This is a genomic window from Sulfurimonas sp. (assembly GCF_029027585.1).
In the GTDB taxonomy this organism is placed as follows: Bacteria; Campylobacterota; Campylobacteria; order Campylobacterales; family Sulfurimonadaceae; genus Sulfurimonas.
The window spans coordinates 1,133,633-1,151,615 of the sequence record NZ_CP093397.1; the positions used below are offsets into that span (position 1 = coordinate 1,133,633).

The 17,983-nt window shown below is 31.5% G+C and carries 16 protein-coding genes; 7 read left to right on the forward strand and 9 right to left on the reverse strand.

Annotation, left to right across the window (positions count from 1 at the left end; all coding sequences use genetic code 11):
* The first annotated feature begins 56 nt into the window (after positions 1–56).
* On the forward strand, positions 57–1,556 hold the full coding sequence (locus tag MOV50_RS05910) for a B12-binding domain-containing radical SAM protein (RefSeq protein ID WP_321779473.1): 1,500 nt from the start codon (positions 57–59) through the stop codon (positions 1,554–1,556).
* A 13-nt stretch (positions 1,557–1,569) separates the two neighbouring features.
* Entirely contained in the window at positions 1,570–2,214 is a 645-nt protein-coding gene (locus tag MOV50_RS05915; RefSeq protein WP_321779474.1) for a transglutaminase-like cysteine peptidase, read from the forward strand.
* 1 nt (position 2,215) lies between these two features.
* On the opposite strand, the gene MOV50_RS05920 is transcribed toward MOV50_RS05915, so the two are convergent.
* The 7 genes from MOV50_RS05920 to MOV50_RS05950 form a co-directional block, all read right to left on the reverse strand.
* A complete protein-coding gene (locus MOV50_RS05920; RefSeq protein ID WP_321779475.1) occupies positions 2,216–3,496 on the reverse strand; it encodes an OprD family outer membrane porin in 1,281 nt (426 codons plus the stop codon).
* A gap of 79 nt (positions 3,497–3,575) precedes the next feature.
* Positions 3,576–4,772, reverse strand: coding sequence for a metallophosphoesterase family protein (locus MOV50_RS05925; RefSeq protein ID WP_321779476.1), 1,197 nt, complete (start codon positions 4,770–4,772; stop codon positions 3,576–3,578).
* Positions 4,769–5,719 (reverse strand): AEC family transporter, encoded by a 951-nt coding sequence (locus MOV50_RS05930; RefSeq protein ID WP_321779477.1) that lies wholly within the window; start codon positions 5,717–5,719, stop codon positions 4,769–4,771. The genes MOV50_RS05925 and MOV50_RS05930 overlap by 4 nt, the downstream gene beginning before the upstream one ends.
* Complete coding sequence (locus tag MOV50_RS05935; RefSeq protein WP_321779478.1) at positions 5,712–6,326, reverse strand: 4'-phosphopantetheinyl transferase family protein; 615 nt, start codon at positions 6,324–6,326, stop codon at positions 5,712–5,714. Before MOV50_RS05935 ends, MOV50_RS05930 begins: the two co-directional genes overlap by 8 nt.
* Before the next feature lie 5 nt (positions 6,327–6,331).
* The gene (locus tag MOV50_RS05940) at positions 6,332–9,313 is read right to left on the reverse strand and encodes an amino acid adenylation domain-containing protein (RefSeq protein ID WP_321779479.1); all 2,982 of its coding nucleotides are present in this window, start codon (positions 9,311–9,313) and stop codon (positions 6,332–6,334) included.
* A gap of 58 nt (positions 9,314–9,371) precedes the next feature.
* Entirely contained in the window at positions 9,372–10,559 is a 1,188-nt protein-coding gene (locus MOV50_RS05945) for an aromatic amino acid transport family protein (protein WP_321779480.1), read from the reverse strand.
* Entirely contained in the window at positions 10,556–12,295 is a 1,740-nt protein-coding gene (locus tag MOV50_RS05950; RefSeq protein WP_321779481.1) for a dipeptidase, read from the reverse strand. Before MOV50_RS05950 ends, MOV50_RS05945 begins: the two co-directional genes overlap by 4 nt.
* 316 nt (positions 12,296–12,611) lie before the next feature.
* Between MOV50_RS05950 and MOV50_RS05955 the strand changes: the two genes are divergently transcribed.
* Entirely contained in the window at positions 12,612–14,543 is a 1,932-nt protein-coding gene (locus tag MOV50_RS05955; protein ID WP_321779482.1) for a LapD/MoxY N-terminal periplasmic domain-containing protein, read from the forward strand.
* Between the two features lie 70 nt (positions 14,544–14,613).
* Here MOV50_RS05955 and MOV50_RS05960 read toward each other — a convergent pair whose 3' ends face one another.
* The gene (locus MOV50_RS05960) at positions 14,614–15,000 is read right to left on the reverse strand and encodes a hypothetical protein (protein ID WP_321779483.1); all 387 of its coding nucleotides are present in this window, start codon (positions 14,998–15,000) and stop codon (positions 14,614–14,616) included.
* Between the two features lie 75 nt (positions 15,001–15,075).
* The gene (locus MOV50_RS05965) at positions 15,076–15,240 is read right to left on the reverse strand and encodes a hypothetical protein (RefSeq protein WP_321779484.1); all 165 of its coding nucleotides are present in this window, start codon (positions 15,238–15,240) and stop codon (positions 15,076–15,078) included.
* A gap of 66 nt (positions 15,241–15,306) precedes the next feature.
* On the opposite strand from MOV50_RS05965, the gene MOV50_RS05970 reads away from it, so the two are divergent.
* Genes MOV50_RS05970 through MOV50_RS05985 form a run of 4 tightly spaced genes read left to right on the forward strand, consistent with a single transcriptional unit; the run spans position 15,307 to position 17,979 of the window.
* Positions 15,307–15,612 (forward strand): hypothetical protein, encoded by a 306-nt coding sequence (locus tag MOV50_RS05970; RefSeq protein ID WP_321779485.1) that lies wholly within the window; start codon positions 15,307–15,309, stop codon positions 15,610–15,612.
* A gap of 40 nt (positions 15,613–15,652) precedes the next feature.
* Complete coding sequence (locus MOV50_RS05975; protein WP_321779486.1) at positions 15,653–16,819, forward strand: TolC family protein; 1,167 nt, start codon at positions 15,653–15,655, stop codon at positions 16,817–16,819.
* Positions 16,812–17,522 (forward strand): efflux RND transporter periplasmic adaptor subunit, encoded by a 711-nt coding sequence (locus tag MOV50_RS05980; protein ID WP_321779487.1) that lies wholly within the window; start codon positions 16,812–16,814, stop codon positions 17,520–17,522. Before MOV50_RS05975 ends, MOV50_RS05980 begins: the two co-directional genes overlap by 8 nt.
* On the forward strand, positions 17,470–17,979 hold the full coding sequence (locus tag MOV50_RS05985; RefSeq protein ID WP_321779488.1) for a hypothetical protein: 510 nt from the start codon (positions 17,470–17,472) through the stop codon (positions 17,977–17,979). The genes MOV50_RS05980 and MOV50_RS05985 overlap by 53 nt, the downstream gene beginning before the upstream one ends.
* The last annotated feature ends 4 nt before the right edge of the window (positions 17,980–17,983 follow it).

The window sequence follows — 17,983 nt, forward strand, 5'->3', positions numbered from 1 at the left end:
TTTAAATAGACTAAGTCACTTCCCTTTTACTTAGTCTATTATGTTAAACTCCATTTATGAAAATCATTTTAAGCACTTTAAATTCAAGATTTACACATACTTCCATCGCTCTTAGATACTTATACGCAAATTTAGAAGAACTACAAGGGGATGCTAAAATATTAGAGTTTAGTATCAACGATGCCCTTCAATCAATAGCCGAAAAACTTCTTTTTAATTCTCCCGATATTATTGGCATCGGTGTTTATATTTGGAATGCTAAAGAGATTTTTGAACTCATACATATTTTAAAAAAAATCTCTCCAAAAACTACCATTATTTTAGGTGGTCCTGAGGTTACTCATGAGCCATTTCGAGTAAATTTTGATATGGCAGACTATATCATTCAAGGTGAAGGCGATATAGCCTTTTATGAGTTGTGTAAAAATATACAAAACAATACTCTCCCTACAAACAAAATCATAAAAATAAATCTGCCTTCATTAAAAAATATCAATTTACCCTACAAATACTATACAGATTCAGATATAAAAAACCGTTATGTCTATGTTGAAGTTTCCAGAGGTTGTCCTTTTTCTTGTGAGTTTTGCCTCTCTTCAATGGACGAGAGAGTTCGAGCCTTTGACTTAGATGAAGTTTTAAATGAGTTTGAAATACTTTGGAGCAGAGGTGCTAGAAACTTCAAGTTTATAGATAGAACATTTAATCTAAACATAAAAACAGCTAACAAGATTTTAGACTTCTTTTTAGCTAAAGAGCCACCATATTTTGCTCACTTTGAAGTTATACCTGACCATTTTCCATCATCTATAAAAGATAAAATAAAACGATTCGAAGATGGAGCCTTGCAGCTTGAGATTGGCATCCAAACGCTAAACCCACAAATCGCAAACAATATTTCAAGAGAATTAAAACTCGATAAAATCAAAGAAAATATAAGTTTTTTAGAGACTGAAACAAACGCTCACATGCATCTAGACTTAATAGTTGGTCTTCCAGATGAGAGTTTAGAGAGTTTTGGAGCGAATCTTGATGAGTTGGTAAGGCTTAGTAGTTGTGAGATTCAAATCGGCATCTTAAAAAAACTCTCAGGTACAGAAATAAATCGCCATGACATAGAGTTTGAGATGGTTTATAGCGATATACCTCCTTATGATATTTTAAAAAATTCAAGACTTAGTTTTAATGACATTCAAATTATGAAAAGATTTTCAAGGTTTTGGGATTTAACTTATAATAGTGGTAATTTTAAAAAAAGTGTAAAACTACTTTGGCAAGAGCAAAGCGTGTATGAAAACTTTTATGATTTTTGTATATGGATGTATATACAAACTGATTCGACTTACAAAATCTCACTTCAAAGATTGGGTGAACTTTTGTTTAAATATTTAGTAGATGCTAAAGGCTTAAACCAAGAGAATGTGGCACAAGAGATGCTCGAAGATATGATGAAGCTAAAAGGAAGAGCAATCCCAAGCTACTTAAAGCCTTTTTCGCAAGAGTTTAATGTAAAAGCAAAAATGGGAAGTGCTGGTTTTAACAAGAGACAACTTTAGATATAATTGTCTTATGAGTATCTTAAAAGTTTTTATATTTTTATCACTAATGTTTGTATCTGTATCATTTGCAGACAAGCCCTATGTAGAGAAATCTCTCTTAAATAAAATAGGTAAAAAATATAAGGTATTTGCTAAAAAAAGGTTCTTTTATCTTCAAAAAACTCTGGATTCTGTTAAAGGTAAAAGTGAACTTGCCAAGCTAAATGCTGTAAATAAATTTTACAATGAAGTTAGATATGCATCTGATATAAAAGTTTATAGAAAAAAAGATTATTGGGCTACTCCTTGGGAGTTTTTGGGTAAGGATATGGGTGACTGTGAAGATTATGTCATTAGTAAATATTTTGCACTTAGATATTTAGGCGTAGACTCTAAAAAGCTTTTTTTTACTTATGTTCGTTCTAGTAAGTTTAAACAGGCTCACATGGTTTTAACATACTTTAAAACCCCAAGAAGTGAGCCTCTTATTTTAGACAACAACAACCAAAAGATTTTCCCTGCTTCTAAGAGAAAAGATTTAACTCCTATTTATAACTTCAATGGAGAGAGTCTTTACAAAGCTAGTAAAACGGGAAAAGGTAAAAAAGTAAAAAGTAAAAAAGCCCATAAAAAATGGGATCAACTAAAACTCAACATGAAAAGGAAAAAAATCTAATTTAAAATGTATAAGTTATAGATGCTTTATAATAATCATAATCTTGATTCTTACTTTTATCTGTATTAGCTCTAATAGCTTCATATAACAAACTTACACTTAAATTATTAATATACTTTATATCATGACCATAGATAACATATAGTACATCTTCACTATTTTCTAAAGCTTCATTACGAGAATTAAATATCACATAATGAACACTAAACTTTCCATAACTAGAGTCATGAGATAGTCCTGTTTTTATTGCTTGCACACCTGAAACATTATAAGTTGTAACAATAGCCTCTTGTGAGAAAACATACTCAGGATATCCACCCCATTTACCATGTATAGTAGGAAGACTATCTTTCAAATCAGTACTATGATATGCTAGTATTAATTTTGTATCGTATATATCTATCGCTGACATAAAACCATACACACTATAATCAACTTTTTCTTCTTTTATTCCACTAGCCCATTGGTTATACTTAGATGCAGAATGTACTTGCCAATATTGTACACCTAATGTCAAACCAAATTTACCAATTTTAGTATCGTACATTCCTTCTAGGTAATATATATCCACCAAATCATGTGCTTTGTAATACCATGCTTCTAAAACTGTATCAGTGATGCCGTAGTAAATAACAGAAGCTAAACTCACTCCTTTATTATATTGCTCAACACCGTTTTTTGAAGATGTGATACCTGCTGCTTGAGTCATGGATACAAATGTTGTAATATCTCCATAAGAATCCCAACCAGACATTTTTGATACATGACCAATAGTTATCTTAGTATCACTAATATCACTATTGGTAAACATATAAGCTTCATAAAGATTTGGGATGATACTGCCATCATCCCCATCTATAAAAGGTGTAGCTAAATATTGACGACCTACTTTAAGAGTAGAATTTTTATTTTTATACTCTAAATATGCTTGACCAAGTATTGTATAACTACTATCCCCATACAATAAGCTCGTATTTGTAAGTTTTTTGGGTTCTGTACTAAAAGGCTCATCACTTCCTGTAGCTTTATTTGTTGTATAAGCCATGGCTCCAAGACTAAATCCATAAAGAGGTGCTGTCTTTAAACCAAAACTTCCACCAATAGCTGAACCTTCAGCATCTTCACCCTCTTCATTAGAGTTTTTTACAACATACTTATAGCGAATTTCCCCCTCAACTTTAGCATTTTTAAAAGCACTTTGTAAACTATCTTCTGCCATAGAAGCTGTAAAAGTACAAGACACTATTATCAGCATTGCAAAAAATAATTTAATAAATTTCATTTATTGTTTCTTTTAAACTCTTTAAGAACATAATTATCTATAGCCCCGCTATGTATGAATACAACTGACTCTTTTTGAATCACTTTATACTCTTTTGAAAAATAACTTTAGTACTGTATGGTTTCCATGAATCAAGTGGACGGAATCTATGGATAGTACCTTTTATCTTTGAAGAATTTACATCCACTTTTAAATAGTTGTACTCTTCAAACCTGTCTTTTGTACCCCAGTAAAGTTCTTTTTCTTTTGATGGATTTTTAGCAAGTTCCATTTTTTGTGGTGCACCACTTCCACCAATAACCTGATAGTTGATTCCATCTACAACATAATGCTCAGTGGTATGAACATGGCTACTAAAAACAAATATACTTAAGTCCTTAGAATATTGTTTTAAAATTTTATGTGGACTTTGCTCTTTTGGTAATGGATTATGACCAATCTTATTAAAAGATGGCTTATGGTATGTGACAAAAACATGCTCTATATTATCTCTTTTTGCCTCTTCTAATTTATCTTTTAAATATTTCATTTGTGTACTGAAATCTGGATGTTTACTTCCCCATCTTTCCTTACCATTTACATAACCACCGCTATCTAAAAATATAAAACTGTTATTATCATAAATAAAACTATAGATACGGTTCTCAACACTAAAACCAAACTCTTCTAACCACGGGAATGTTGACCTAAATCCAGTAATTTTCTCTTCACTGCCCCAAACTTCATGGTTACCTATAACAGGAAATAACTTCGACTCATCAGGTAGTCTCATTAAAAGTTCATCATTGAAAAGTTGATAGTATGGATTGGAATTTAAATGTTCACCTTGAAAAGAAAAAAGTTGAATATCACCACCATGGATAATAAAAGAAGATTTTTCTCTTCTCATAGTAGAAATAATCTGATTATTAACCCATTTTCTACCTGAATCACGCATCATTATCTGACTTTTTTTACTTTTCTTATCTACAAATATAAGTGCTTTTACCCAACCACTTTCATATTTCATGAGAATACTATATGTTTGCATGTCTATCTTTACCTGAATAAGCTCCAAGCCTAAATCATCAAAATTTAATTCAATATCTTTCTTATCACAGTTATATCGTTTTTGAATTATCTCTATAATTTGTGGTGTTTGCTCCTTCCCACCCGTTAAGTATGGTTCAGTTCTCGTATCTCCCATGACTATAAATGAAAACTCTTTAGCTTCAAGAGAGAGAACTAGATGACCAGCTAACATAAAAACCATAATATAATTAATCAAGACATTCATAATGCCCCCAATAAAAGTGGAATTGTAAGAATGCTAAATATAGTAGTAATAAATACAAGTTTAGAAGCCAATTCAGCGTCACATCCATATCTTTTTGCTAAAACTACACTTAACATCGCTGATGGCATAGCAGATTCTATCATTACTACTTCTAGTTGTGAACTACTTAAGTCTAAACTAAAAGAGGCTATCCAGACTAAAAGTGGGCTAACTAATAATTTTAGTAAAACCACTACAATAGCCAAGGATATAATAGAACGAAGACTATTAAACTGAAGTATCACACCAACCGTTAAGGCTACAAAAAAGGTATTTGCTTTACTTATTAGAGATATAGCATCAAAAATCTCTTTAATAATTGGGATTTGAGTTGGTAAATTTAATAATGAGTATGCTAATCCTGCGATAATAGATAAAAATATTGGTGATATTAAAAATATGCTTATAATTTGCAATGGTGTCTGCTTTTGGGATGTGTTTGTTCCAAAATATACAGCTACCATTGTACCTATAGTAAAAAACCCTATTCCGACACCAAGTTCCGAAATCAATACCGCTTCGGAAAGAGCTTTTACATTTGATGGAAAAACTTCTCCAATAACGGCATAACCAAGTAAAGCGGAACTTCCAAAAGCTGATACAATCATCAGAGTTCCTAATTTCTCATTGCTTATATTTAGTCTTATTCCAATAAACCAAGCCATCAGCAAAACCAATATCTCACTCAACAACACAAAGAGTATAGCTAGTGCATATTCCCATTCTAGTGCCTTAGAGTGGGACATTACAGAAAATATGACCGCTGGAAGTGTTATATGTGTAACAATTTTAGAAAAAAGCATGCCATCTTCTTTTTTCAATACACCGCTAAAACGAAACAATACAACAATACAGATAAGCATAACCAATACGGAAATTGATGAAAAAGTTTCTAAGTATTTATCCATGATTTGTATTCCTTAAATTGGTTTTTGTGAAACTAATAATATAATCTTTAAAATAAAAAAAATCGCCTATCTCGTTTGTGACAGTTTTTGGATTAATGTAAAGTCCATCTCCCATAGCTTTAAGTAAAGACTCTTTAGATGTCCACATTTTGTAAAAGTAATTATCTCTATCTTTTTTTGTCAAAGTATTAAACTTCGAGAGTTGTATTGTATTCATAAACTCCGCGGCTATACTCTTAGATACTATAGATGGTTCCATAAACTCTATATCTACTCCTACTGTAGCATTTGTAGATAATGCGACAGCTATTAAATTTTTAGAATAAGAGATACTAAAATCAACTTTCGAATGTTTAAACTTTGGTCTTTTCTTATTAGTGTAAATAAAAGAAAAATCTTTTAAACCATATTTCTTTGCGCAATGCTCAAAAAGAAAAGTTCTTGCTAAGTATCTCTTAATCTTGTCTATGTCTTGTTTATACTTTTGTATCTTGTCTAGCTGTTCGTTAGGAATTATAGAAGTGTCAACCATAGAACTATTTTGCTCTATGGCAAAGACAAATATTTCATAATTTTCATCACTATAAACTTTTTCTAAAGCATTCATAGCTATTAAATATTTAGTGCTTTGTTGAAAGTTTTATCAAAAGCATTACCCAGTAACTCTTCATAATTATCATCAAAGTGTACATCATACTTTTTAAGTTCACTCTGTGCTAATGAAGTATCAAAGTGCATAAGTTCTTCACTTGCATCATCTTGAAAATATAGTCTTAATGGAAAGAGTGGACTTGTCTCTTTTAGAGGAACTATAACCCTCGTTTTCCATTCATCAAAAGGAATAATTTCTATTTTTTTATTTGTAATTGAGCCAAGTAAACTGACATACTCTTTAAGTGAAATCTCATTTTGATTTGAAAGATTTAACATCATTTTATTAGATTCGCCTAAACTCACACTAACTATTGCCTTTGCTAGTTGATTTACAGGAACCGCTTCAAATACAAAACCTAAATCAGGGGCTAAACCTGTATCTACATAAGCTCTCATCATCAAAAGTGCAAAGTTACTATTTAGTGGGCTTGAAACACCTGTTTTTGTATTTAAAAAGATATTACCAGGTCTTAAAATTAGTCCACTCATTCCTCTATCAAAAGCTTGTTTTAATAAGCGTTCAGAAACCCACTTAGTTAGAGCATATCCACCAAAAAAATCTGCTGGGGTTTCACTCACTTTTGTCTCATATCCAACTCCATCAGCATTACTTTGACTTATTGCACTCTCTGTTGAAATATAAGAAATTTTCTTTTCTTTGCCATTCATAGCAATCTTTATAAACTCGATAGTACTTAGACTATTAGAAGTTTTTAATTTAGAGTATCCATACATGTGGTTTACAGCCGCTGCGCAGTGAATAATATGTGTAGCATTATTTACTATAAATGCATAATCATCTTCATTAATTCCTAGTTTTTCTTTAGAAATATCACCAGATATTGTATGAATTCTATCACTAAATTTTAAGGCGTCTTCTAGTTTTAATTTTTCTAATGCATGTAATTGTTGCTTATGTAGAGAAATATTTTCATGACTTCTTAGTAAACAATATATGTCAGCAGAAGTTTTTTCTAACAATTCCAAGAGCACATGCGCACCTAAGTAACCCATAGAACCGGTAAGTAATATCACATCTTTAGACGCCTTGGAAGTATCACTCCAATTTGGAAATATACTCTTATCAAGTATGGAATCTCTCTTTGCGTTTACAAACTCATCATTGTGGTCAAACTGACCACCATGCTCATCGATAGATGTTGCTAAACCTTCAATTGTTGGCATCTCAAAAAAGGTATTAAGGGAAAATGGTTTGTTTATCTTACTTCTAATTCCAGCATAAACAGTTGCTAGTAAAATAGATGAACCACCAAGTTCAAAAAAGTTATCCTTTATTCCAAATTCTGTTCGTCCTAAACACTCTGACCATACGCCATAGATAATTTTTTGTGTTTGAGTTTGAGGTTGGACTATATTATCACAAGCTATTTCTTTAAAAACTGGGTCTGGAAGATTTTTTCTATCAATTTTACCGCGTTGTGTAACTGGTAATTTATCTAAAAGCACTATCTCTGTTGGAACTGAATACGCTGGCATCTTAGATTTAAGATAAAGCATATACTCAGATAAAAAGAAGTTGTCTTTTTGATTTTTTTCTAGCTGTATATAAGCAACAAGTATTTTTTCACTCTTATATTTAACCATCTTAATAGCGGCATTAGCAACACTTTCATGAGAAACTAGTACATTTTCTATACCGTCAAGTTCTAAACGAAATCCACGAAATTTAATCTGTCTATCTGCACGACCTGAAAACTTCAAACTACCATCATCATCAAAATGAACTAAGTCACCTGTACGATAAAGCATATCTGTAGGATTACTAGTAAATGGATTAACTATAAAATGCTCTGCTGTTTTTTCTGGCAAATTCAAATAACCTCTAGCTAACCTATGTCCACCTATATATAGTTCACCTGTTTCTTTTGGAGCAACTGGTTTTTGCTCATTATCTAGCACATATAAAACAGTATCTGCAAGAGCCTTTCCTACAGGTAGAGGGGAATGCTCATCTTCAAGCTCTCTTACAATATGAAAAGTTGCAAGTATCCCAGCCTCTGTTGGTCCATAACCATTGATAAATGCATCTGGACGACCATCATCATTATTTAAAACTTTATATACAGTTTTTGGATTTACAACATCTCCGCCAGAAAGTAGATATTTTACTTTTTTAAACATTCCAGCTCTAAAAGCTACAAGTTGATCAAAAAGAGCAGATGTAACCCACATAACAGTAATATCATGATGATCTAAAAAGTTAGCATACTCTTCAGGATTTATAATTACTTCATAGTCTATACAAACAAGTGTTGCTGAGTTAAGCAGTGCTGTCCATATCTCAAAAGAAGCCGCATCAAAAGCGATACTACTAGATGATAAAACATTATCACTAGACTCCATAGTAAGATAATGAGGACTTCTAATCAGCCCTGTTATGCCCATATGAGGCATTAACACACCTTTTGGTTTACCAGTTGAACCTGATGTAAAAAATACACACGCTATATTATGTCCACCAATATGAAGATGTTTTCTCTCATCCGAATAACTATCAATATTTTCAACTTCTCTAATACTAATAGAGTTAGGAAAATCAAAATTTTTACTATATTTATCATCTATAATCATTAGTTTTGGATTTACATCTTCAATAATCATCTTATGTCTAGTTGATGGTTCTTTTGTATCTATAGGAACATAAGTACCACCACACTTTAAGATGGCTAAAATAGAGATAATAAAGTCAATTCCTCTATCATAAACCACACAAACCATATCTCCACTCTCTATATTGTGAACTTGATTCAAATATTTTGCATAACGGTTTGAAAGTAGGTCTAATTCTCTATATGTAATTGAGTTTTCATTGTGAACTACAGCAAGATTATCTGGTGCTAAATGTGCAGCTTTTGCAAATAGCCATGAAAGTTCTTGAGGATCATTAAGTGTAAGGTCAGCGTGTTTTATATCTAACATTATTTTCTCCAATTTTAAATTATTTTTAGTATCTATATCTTAAGTAACAATTATACTATTATCCTCCAAATGGATTAAGGTGTAACATTCCAAATGTTTGCAGTAGTGTAATTAAAAAAGTAATGCTAAATGCTATTAAAAATATAGATGCTATTAATATAGCAAATTTTGATCTAATCTTTCTAAAATAAATAACTGTTGGTAGTATCCCAAAAAGAAGCACAATACCAATACCTCCAACAATACTTAAAGCCTTTAAAAAGATATCTGCAAAGAAATATGCAACTATTAAAGGAGGTATAAAAGCTACTACAAAGACAAGCCATTTATTATAAATATTTAAACTATTTTCAAGTATATCTTTAGAAAAATCTTTTAAACTCATGCCTATAGATACATAAGAAGTTGCTACAGCAATTATTGCAAATAGTGTCCCCATAATTAAAAAAAGGTCTGATTTTAAAATTTTAGACATTTCAAGGGTAATAGGCATACCTGTTAATCTAGCTTCATTTAGACTTATATGCCCAAATTCAGGAACAACCCCTACTGCTACTACTAACCATATTGTATTCATAACAAAACCAATCAGAAGTCCTATGGCTATAGGTTTGTATATATCACCACTCCATTTAGCATCTCTACATATAGTTGGGATAATAGGATGAAAAACAAATGCTGCAATTATCATAGGTACAGCTCTTGGTAAATACTCCCAATTTACATGAGAAAATCTATTGGCATCTATTCCTGAACTTCCTATATAAATCAATACCAAAAAAGCCATCCACAATAAAAGCATAAGAATGGTATTGTATTTTTTTATAATAGACATACTTGACATTGCTATATAAGTAAAAACTGCGAAAATAACCAAAAGTACCAAAGGTTCAAAAACTGCATCTATCTTAAAAACCATAAGAACAATTTTTGAAGAACCAACTAAATAACTTATGAGTAATCCATAAAAAATGATAAGATTTGCTATAGAAGCTATCCATTTTCCAGCTACTCCAAAATGTTCCTGATAGAGACTTGGAAAATTAAAAGTATCATCTTTCTTTTTATTTACCTCTTTTGCTAAAACAATACCTGAAAAAAACATACTTATAGAAAAAAATGCCATCATTAGCATAGATGGCCAAAAGCCAGAGATACCTGCATTAATTGGCATTGCTAATATACCAGCACCTATCATGTTACCAGCTACTAAAAAAGATAACATAAAAGTATGTTTAATGGTCATTTAGTTGTTTTCTTTCGTGGTTTTTCATATCCAGTAGGACCATTTTTCCACTCTGATTTTTTATACCACTCTTTAGGATAACCAACTTCTTGAGCCATTTTGTTAGATTCATTCACATATCCATCACTATATTTTGCAACTAAATACCAAGCTAAACTCCACCACTCATCTACAACTTTATTTGCTTGAGTATTAGAGTACTCACTAAGTAGTTTTTTAGTCTTTTGTGGATTTTGTTTATATAGTGCTAAAGCTTTTTTATCCATAATTTTTATGCTTTGTAGCTGTGTATATTCTAACTCATTTTGTTTTTGTTTTATATCTTCTATGATATAGCTATATTTAAGTCCTGCCCAATTAGCTACAAAATTAAATGCCCACCATGCACTTTTTTGATCAAACTTATTACTAAGACCAGTATAGTAACTTTTTGGAATTGAATCTATTCCTACATAAAATGGCGTAATTACTGTACTCATTGGTTGATCTGGTCCAAACCATACAATACCACCGATAGGGTCTGGTAACCAACTTCTAGCTTGAAGTACAAAACTATAACCGCTTCTGTATATTGAAAGTGGTCTCTCCCAAGCACCTTTGAGTTTGGCACTTGGATTCCCAGTATCATTTCCAGCATCCATCGAACCTGGATATCTATAAGGATTACCAAAAGGTCCCGCGGTTATGCCTTTTGATTGGTCAAACTCAGTTCCCTGATAATAATCACGATACAAATTTATTACATCTCTAACATCTAGTTTTTTATCTGGCTTAATTGAAAATGGATACTGAGAAGTAAAACCATCTTTTGCCCAAGGACTTAGCTTCATAGATGGAGCCAACTTATCTTGAACTCTCCAAACTCTTCTAAGTGAATAGTAAGGATGACTATATTCTCCCTCACTAACTGTTCTCAACCAATCAAGTTTCCCATCTTTAGGGTTCCACCAACCATACTTTTTTGCTATTTTATGAAGGTTTTTTGAGTACAACATATCTGGAGAGTTTGTATCTATTTCTCTAATTCTAAACTCATTTGCAGCTACAAAGATTTCTCCATCTGGAACTCTTTTAGCTACCCAAAGACCACCTTTGCCCTCTGGACTTGGTGCCATTTCTATGACCCAACCTTCATTTTTATCAGCTACGGGGAGAGTCTCTCCTGTTCCATAATAACCATAAGTCTCTATCAATTCACCTATGAGAGCGATGGCATCTCTAGCTGTTTTTGTTCTCTCAAGTGCCACACGACTAAGTTCAGAACTGTAAAAAAGAAGTTTACCTGGCTTTGGTTCAGCTGTAATTTTTGCACCATTTGTAGCCTCTCCAAACATCAGTTGATGTTCGTTCATAATTCCATAGTTACCTTCAAAGTAAGCATAAGTATGCTTAACTTGTGGAATAAATCCTAAAGGAATACTTTGAGGTTTAGTTTTATCTTTATATACCTCTCCTCTATCTTCACCAACATATCGCTGAAGTACATTAGCATTAAACTCCGCTCTATTTCCTAAAGAAGAAGCATCGTAATAAACTGCTCTGAGTGAACCAGCTTTATGATCTTTTGCAGGTACTAAGACAAGCCTATTATCAAACATCTCACTGTCATCTGAATGAGCTACAAATACTGAACCATCTTTAGAAGCACCTTTTGTGATAATCATCGTAGTACATGCAAGTGACGATGACATAACAACGAAACTTACAATAACTAATGCTTTAAATATACTTTTCATATTGACTCCTTCGTATTTTTTATTACTTGTTTTTACTTATATAATCTATTATAACAAAATAGCGTTTGATTTGTGTTTGATGAAACTTAAACGGAGGTATCTACTTAAAACTCAAATTTAAAGTATCAAATATATAAAGAAAGGTACTAAATCGATGAAAAGGTTTATATTTTTTTTAAGAAACGCTATAATGGTAATATAATCTATACTAACATGATTTCTAGATGAAGGGGAGTGAATGCTCAAACAATTTTTTAAAAAAATTAACTTTAAAATTCGAGCCTGCATAGTTTGCAACTCCAATAAGACATAAAATATGACCCTCTTTAAACAAATAGCTATACTGCTTTCTATATTTTTACTCATAGTTTTAACAACTGTTTTAACACTAAACTTTCAAAGTGCTAATGAATCTGCACAAGATAGACTATATGAAGATGCTAAAAACACAGCAACCTCTCTAAGCCTTTCTCTTGGTAGTGCAAATGGAGATATTTCCATGATGTCAACTATGATAAATGCGAACTTTGACAGCGGTAACTATCGTTACATTTCTCTTGTTGATGTTGATAATACCTTAATTTATGATAGAAGTATTGAGAGTGATTTATCTAATATTCCAAATTGGTTTTTAAATATTGTAAACATAGATGCACCAGTTGCATCTGCCAATGTTTCTGCTGGGTGGAGTCAAGTTGGAATGTTAAATGTACAAAGTGATGAAACTTATGCGTACAAACAACTATATACTATTTTAAAAAGTCTTATCATCTCTTTTAGTATTATTGCTTTTGTTGGATTAGTGATACTAAACTTACTTTTAGCTGCTATCTTAAAACCTTTATCAGAGGTTCAAAAACAAGCAGAAGCAGTTATACGAAATGAGTTTATTATACAAACCACTATTCCTTACACAAAAGAGTTTAAAGATGTTGTTCTAGGAATGAATAACATGGTATCAAAAGTAAAAGCTATGTTTGACAAAGGAAACGAAGAGTTAAAACGCCAAAAAGAACTTGAATATATAGACAAAACAACAAAACTTAGAAATCGTAAATACTTTATAGATAAACTTCCAGAATACCTTAAAATAGATGCCTCTTCTCGTGGTGGTATAAATATTATGATAGCATTTAATGGGGTCATTCAAGCAAATGAGCAGATAGGTCATAGAGATGTTGATAAACTTTTTATTGATATATCAGATATATTTAGCGCTCATGCAGACAACTACAAAAACTCCATAGTTGCGAGAATGAATGGTACGGAGTTTTCTATCTTACTTCCAGATTGTGCATCTATTGATGCGATAGATATAGCAGAAAATATATCAGGAGTAACAAAAGAACTTGTTAAGTCTTTAGAGTTGAATAAAGATGATGTCTATCTTGCCTTGGGTCTTTATGAGTATAACTATAAGGAAAACATAGGACAACTTCTTTCTCACTCTGACAATGCACTAGCACAAGCGAAGTTTAAAGATTCCAAAATCCATCTACAAAAAGCTGAAGATGCGGTAGAAGTTATGGGTAAAGAAGCTTGGAGAAAAATCATAAACGAAGCCATACAAAACAATTGTTTCAACTTTGTATCTTGGAAGGCAGTAAACGCTAAGACTAAACAAACAGACCATAATGCTCTAAGTTTAATCCTTAACATAGATAAAGATACTACTTATTATTATGGGCAGTTTATGGCGCCAGCAAATCAAGCAGGATTAGGTAATAAAATCTATAAAAACATCTTAAACAAGATGTTTAAAACTCCAGATGCAAGGTTAAGAGGGACAACTTGCTCTCTTAGGCTTCCGTTTGATTATTTAGAGTTAAATGATACTTATGAAGATATGAGTAGACTTTTTGAAATATTTGCTAAAACTCTTGGATTTAAACTTATCATTGAAATGCCAGATAAACTAGTTAGACGAAATAATAAAGAGATTAAACGCTACAAAGCTCTTTTTGAAAAATATGATATAGAAATGGGAATTTTTGAGTTCATTGGCGAGAGTGTTGATTATCAATATCTTCAAGATTTAAGACCAGTTTATATAAAAGGTGAACCAGGTTATTTTTTAAGTCAAAGTGACCAATCTTTATCTGCTTTTAGACTTATTACCGATACTGTTGGAATCTCTTTGATTGCAACAGGAGTCATGGATATGGATACTTTAAAACGACTTCAAGAAAAAGATATTCACATCATTCAAGGTAAAGCTACCGAGATGATAGATATGAAAAAGGTTTAAACTCTTCGTGAGTTTAAACCTTTTGTCATAGCTTCATTTATCTCTTTTTTATACGCAGGGTTTAATCTTGCTAGAGAGCGGTCAAAGTTAAGATGACATCTTTATTGGTGTTTGGATGCCTACATATTGTAAACAAAATATCCATATAAATATCAAAATCTGGATGCGCTCTTTCTCCAATTTTTTCATGAACTATGCCATGATGTTTTATGACTAACTCAAGAGCATTTTTAAGTTCACTTGTTGTCGATTTTTTATTTTTAATGACACTTCTTAAATACTCTAAGCTTGTGTTTTGAGTTTCATTTGACACTATTGGAGAATCGGGGGAAGAGTCATTTTTTTGTTGAGATACTTGTTTCTTTTTTTTAGTTGATGGCAAAAATAGTAAAAATATCAAAACAGCCAAGATTACTATCAAACCCATAACTGATTTTATAAGTAATGTTATTTCCACAACTTTTACCTTTTGCTATATAATTTCTTAGTATTATATCGGTAAAAACTAGGTTTGTCTTTAAAATAAAAAAGTTTAGTTACTTCTTTTTTGTTCTTGAGCTTTTTTATCATCTTCGTAACTACCTGTGCTAAAAACATACTCACTACTTTTTAAAGTACAACCTTTCATTCCAGGGACACAAGGTTTTTTAACTAGTTTACATTCACCTTTATAATCATGCTGACAAGTCCAACCCATTAAAAAATTCCTTAAGCTACAAAATCTACATAACTTATTGTATCATTTTTGGCTACAATTGCATTAATGAAAAAAATAAAGCTTATAAATATTTTGCTATTGTTAATACTATGCTTTTCAATCTCTCATGGTTTTATCATAAAAAACGAGCAACACTCTGACGCTTTAGAGTATGTTAGTGAGTTTTCTCATGATGTACATGATGAGCTAAATAAGAGTTGTGACTTTCACTGTGAGTTTCATACTTCCTACATCTTAACAGATATATTTTTTCTAAAAACTAACCATACTCCTACTCTAAAAGTGTCATCTATCACTAAACTTTACTTCTATCATCCAAGTGAGAGCTTTCTAAAACCTCCTATTTGCTAACCTAAATTTTAACAATCAAATAAAATAATTTAGGATAACAATGATAAAGATATTATCAACCATTATTCTTTTAAACCTATCACTATTTGGACAAAATTTTGATGCGTTCTTAAAAGAGGCTATAAAAAATTCTACTTACTTAAAATCTTCGGATTTAAGTATTTCTCAGGCGAAACAACAAGGCGATATTTTAACAAGATATGAAAACCCATCTCTTGAGTTAGAGTATTCAAACTTTTCACCACAAGGTGGAGATGCAGATAGCGGTTATAGACTTAGTTATACACAGCCCTTAAGACTTTGGGGTGTTGGCAATGATAAAATAAAACTCTCAGATGCCATAATCAAAAGTGCAAACATGCAAAAAACTCTCAATTTAGCAGAGTTTACTCGCACAACTTCTTTACTTTATAGCATCTATGCACACGATAAAAAGTATCTTTTACTTTCAAATGAACAACTCAACATTGCTAAACGCATCTATGAAATTTCAAAAGAGCGCTACAAAGCAGGAACGATTTCTAGAGGAGAGCTCCTTCAATCAAGTATAGACTATAAGATGATAGAGATAAAAATTCAAGAAGCTAAATTAAAAGCAAATGAAAGCTATTTTTCTTTACTAGAATATACAAAAAGTACAAAAGAGGTTGAGATAGATTTTACTCATAGTTTTTCAAAAATACAAATGAAAAATATCAACAATCCTGAGTTACTCTATCTCAAAAAACAAAAAAACAAATCTCTTGCAAACGCAAAAGTAAACTCTAACAAATTAGAGTTTATAAATATTGTTGGCGAGTATGAAAAAGAACCAGAGCAAAATATATTTAGACTAGGAGCATCTATACCTCTTGTTATTTTTAATACAAAATCTCAAGAAAAACGCATAGCAAAACTGCAGTCTGACAAGTTTGACCTTCAAGCACAAAACAAAAGTCAAAGACTAAAAATAGAGCTAAGTAAACTCACAAAAAAAGAGAACTTACTTCTTTTGTTAAAGACACAAAATCAAAACACTTTAAAGCTTCAACTTGAAGTCTTAAAAATGTTTGAACAGGGATATAAAATAGCAAATGTAAATTTATTAGAACTTCAATATATACAAAATAAGCTTATCAAAACGAAAGAAAATCTTATTAATATTGAGAGTTCTTTAAACGAAAATGCCATTTGGCATAACTATATCACAGGGGTATATAATGACTAAAATATTTTTACTTACGGCACTTCTTTACTTCAACTTATTTTCTAGTGAAATACCACTTGAACATGTAGAATTAAGAGCGTTTTCAAAATCTGTTGAACTTAATGGACAAATCATTCAGCTTTCAAATGCTTCTCAAGCTGTAATGAGTCAAGTTGGCGGTCATTTGGAACGCTACTTTGTAAAAGCTGGACAAAGTGTAAAAAAAGGACAAAAAATAGTTCTTATAGAGTCGATTTTGATATCAAAAATGACAGCAGAGTTTATATCTTTAAAAAAGCAACTAGATTCTCAAGAAAAAAACTACAATGCAACAAAAAGTTTATATGAAAAAGGTATGACTTCTTTAGTAAAGATGAATGCCCAAAGTATAAAAAAAGATGAGCTTTTAGCAAAACTTACAGCACTAAAATCTCAGCTTCAAACATTGGACATAAACATAAATAAGATAGATAAAGCAAGCCCAAACTTTATCCTTTATGCACATAGCGATGGTGTTGTGGCATCTATCCTTCAACCGCTTCACTCAAGTGTAAAAGAAGATACTCCTATAATCTCTTTAGTAAAACAAAGAGCGTTTTATTTTAAATCTTACCTACCTCTAAAGTACGCTAGTAAAGTAAAAATTTCTCAAAAGGTAGTTATTCATAATAATGATAAAAAAAATCATCTCTCATATAACACAAATACTACCAAAAGTAGATGAAAAAACTCAACGCATTGTTCTTTTGTCAAGCATAGATGCTACCAATGAAAAACTATATATAAATGCTTACGCAGATGCTACTGTGTACTTTAGTAATACAAAAAAACATACGGCTGTTAAAACATCTGCTTTATCTTTTTACAATAACGAGTGGGTTGTTTTTACTCCTAAAAAGAATGATGAGCACAATAAGCATGAAGAGAAAAAAGAACATGATGAGCATGGCGAACATGAAGAACATGGAGATGAAGAAGAAAAAGAACACAAAGAAGCTGAACATGATGAGCATGAAGATGAAGAACTAGAGTATGAAGTCAGAGTTGTAAAAATAATAACTCAAGACGAAAAATATACAGCTATTGAAGGTTTAAAAGCAGATGAAGAATATGTAAGTGCTAAAAGCTACTTCGTAAAATCTTTACTACTAAAATCTTCTCTTGGCGGACATGGGCATTAGGGAG

Excerpts from the sequence above, each read along its gene's own strand:
- MOV50_RS05910 (WP_321779473.1), top strand. The coding sequence starts at position 57 with ATGAAAATCATTTTAAGCACTTTAAATTCAAGATTTACACATACTTCC.
- MOV50_RS05915 (WP_321779474.1), top strand. The coding sequence starts at position 1,570 with ATGAGTATCTTAAAAGTTTTTATATTTTTATCACTAATGTTTGTATCT.
- MOV50_RS05920 (WP_321779475.1), bottom strand. The coding sequence starts at position 3,496 with ATGAAATTTATTAAATTATTTTTTGCAATGCTGATAATAGTGTCTTGT.
- MOV50_RS05925 (WP_321779476.1), bottom strand. The coding sequence starts at position 4,772 with ATGAATGTCTTGATTAATTATATTATGGTTTTTATGTTAGCTGGTCAT.
- MOV50_RS05930 (WP_321779477.1), bottom strand. The coding sequence starts at position 5,719 with ATGGATAAATACTTAGAAACTTTTTCATCAATTTCCGTATTGGTTATG.
- MOV50_RS05935 (WP_321779478.1), bottom strand. The coding sequence starts at position 6,326 with ATGAATGCTTTAGAAAAAGTTTATAGTGATGAAAATTATGAAATATTT.
- MOV50_RS05940 (WP_321779479.1), bottom strand. The coding sequence starts at position 9,313 with ATGTTAGATATAAAACACGCTGACCTTACACTTAATGATCCTCAAGAA.
- MOV50_RS05945 (WP_321779480.1), bottom strand. The coding sequence starts at position 10,559 with ATGACCATTAAACATACTTTTATGTTATCTTTTTTAGTAGCTGGTAAC.
- MOV50_RS05950 (WP_321779481.1), bottom strand. The coding sequence starts at position 12,295 with ATGAAAAGTATATTTAAAGCATTAGTTATTGTAAGTTTCGTTGTTATG.
- MOV50_RS05955 (WP_321779482.1), top strand. The coding sequence starts at position 12,612 with ATGACCCTCTTTAAACAAATAGCTATACTGCTTTCTATATTTTTACTC.
- MOV50_RS05965 (WP_321779484.1), bottom strand. The coding sequence starts at position 15,240 with ATGGGTTGGACTTGTCAGCATGATTATAAAGGTGAATGTAAACTAGTT.
- MOV50_RS05970 (WP_321779485.1), top strand. The coding sequence starts at position 15,307 with ATGAAAAAAATAAAGCTTATAAATATTTTGCTATTGTTAATACTATGC.
- MOV50_RS05975 (WP_321779486.1), top strand. The coding sequence starts at position 15,653 with ATGATAAAGATATTATCAACCATTATTCTTTTAAACCTATCACTATTT.
- MOV50_RS05980 (WP_321779487.1), top strand. The coding sequence starts at position 16,812 with ATGACTAAAATATTTTTACTTACGGCACTTCTTTACTTCAACTTATTT.
- MOV50_RS05985 (WP_321779488.1), top strand. The coding sequence starts at position 17,470 with ATGATAAAAAAAATCATCTCTCATATAACACAAATACTACCAAAAGTA.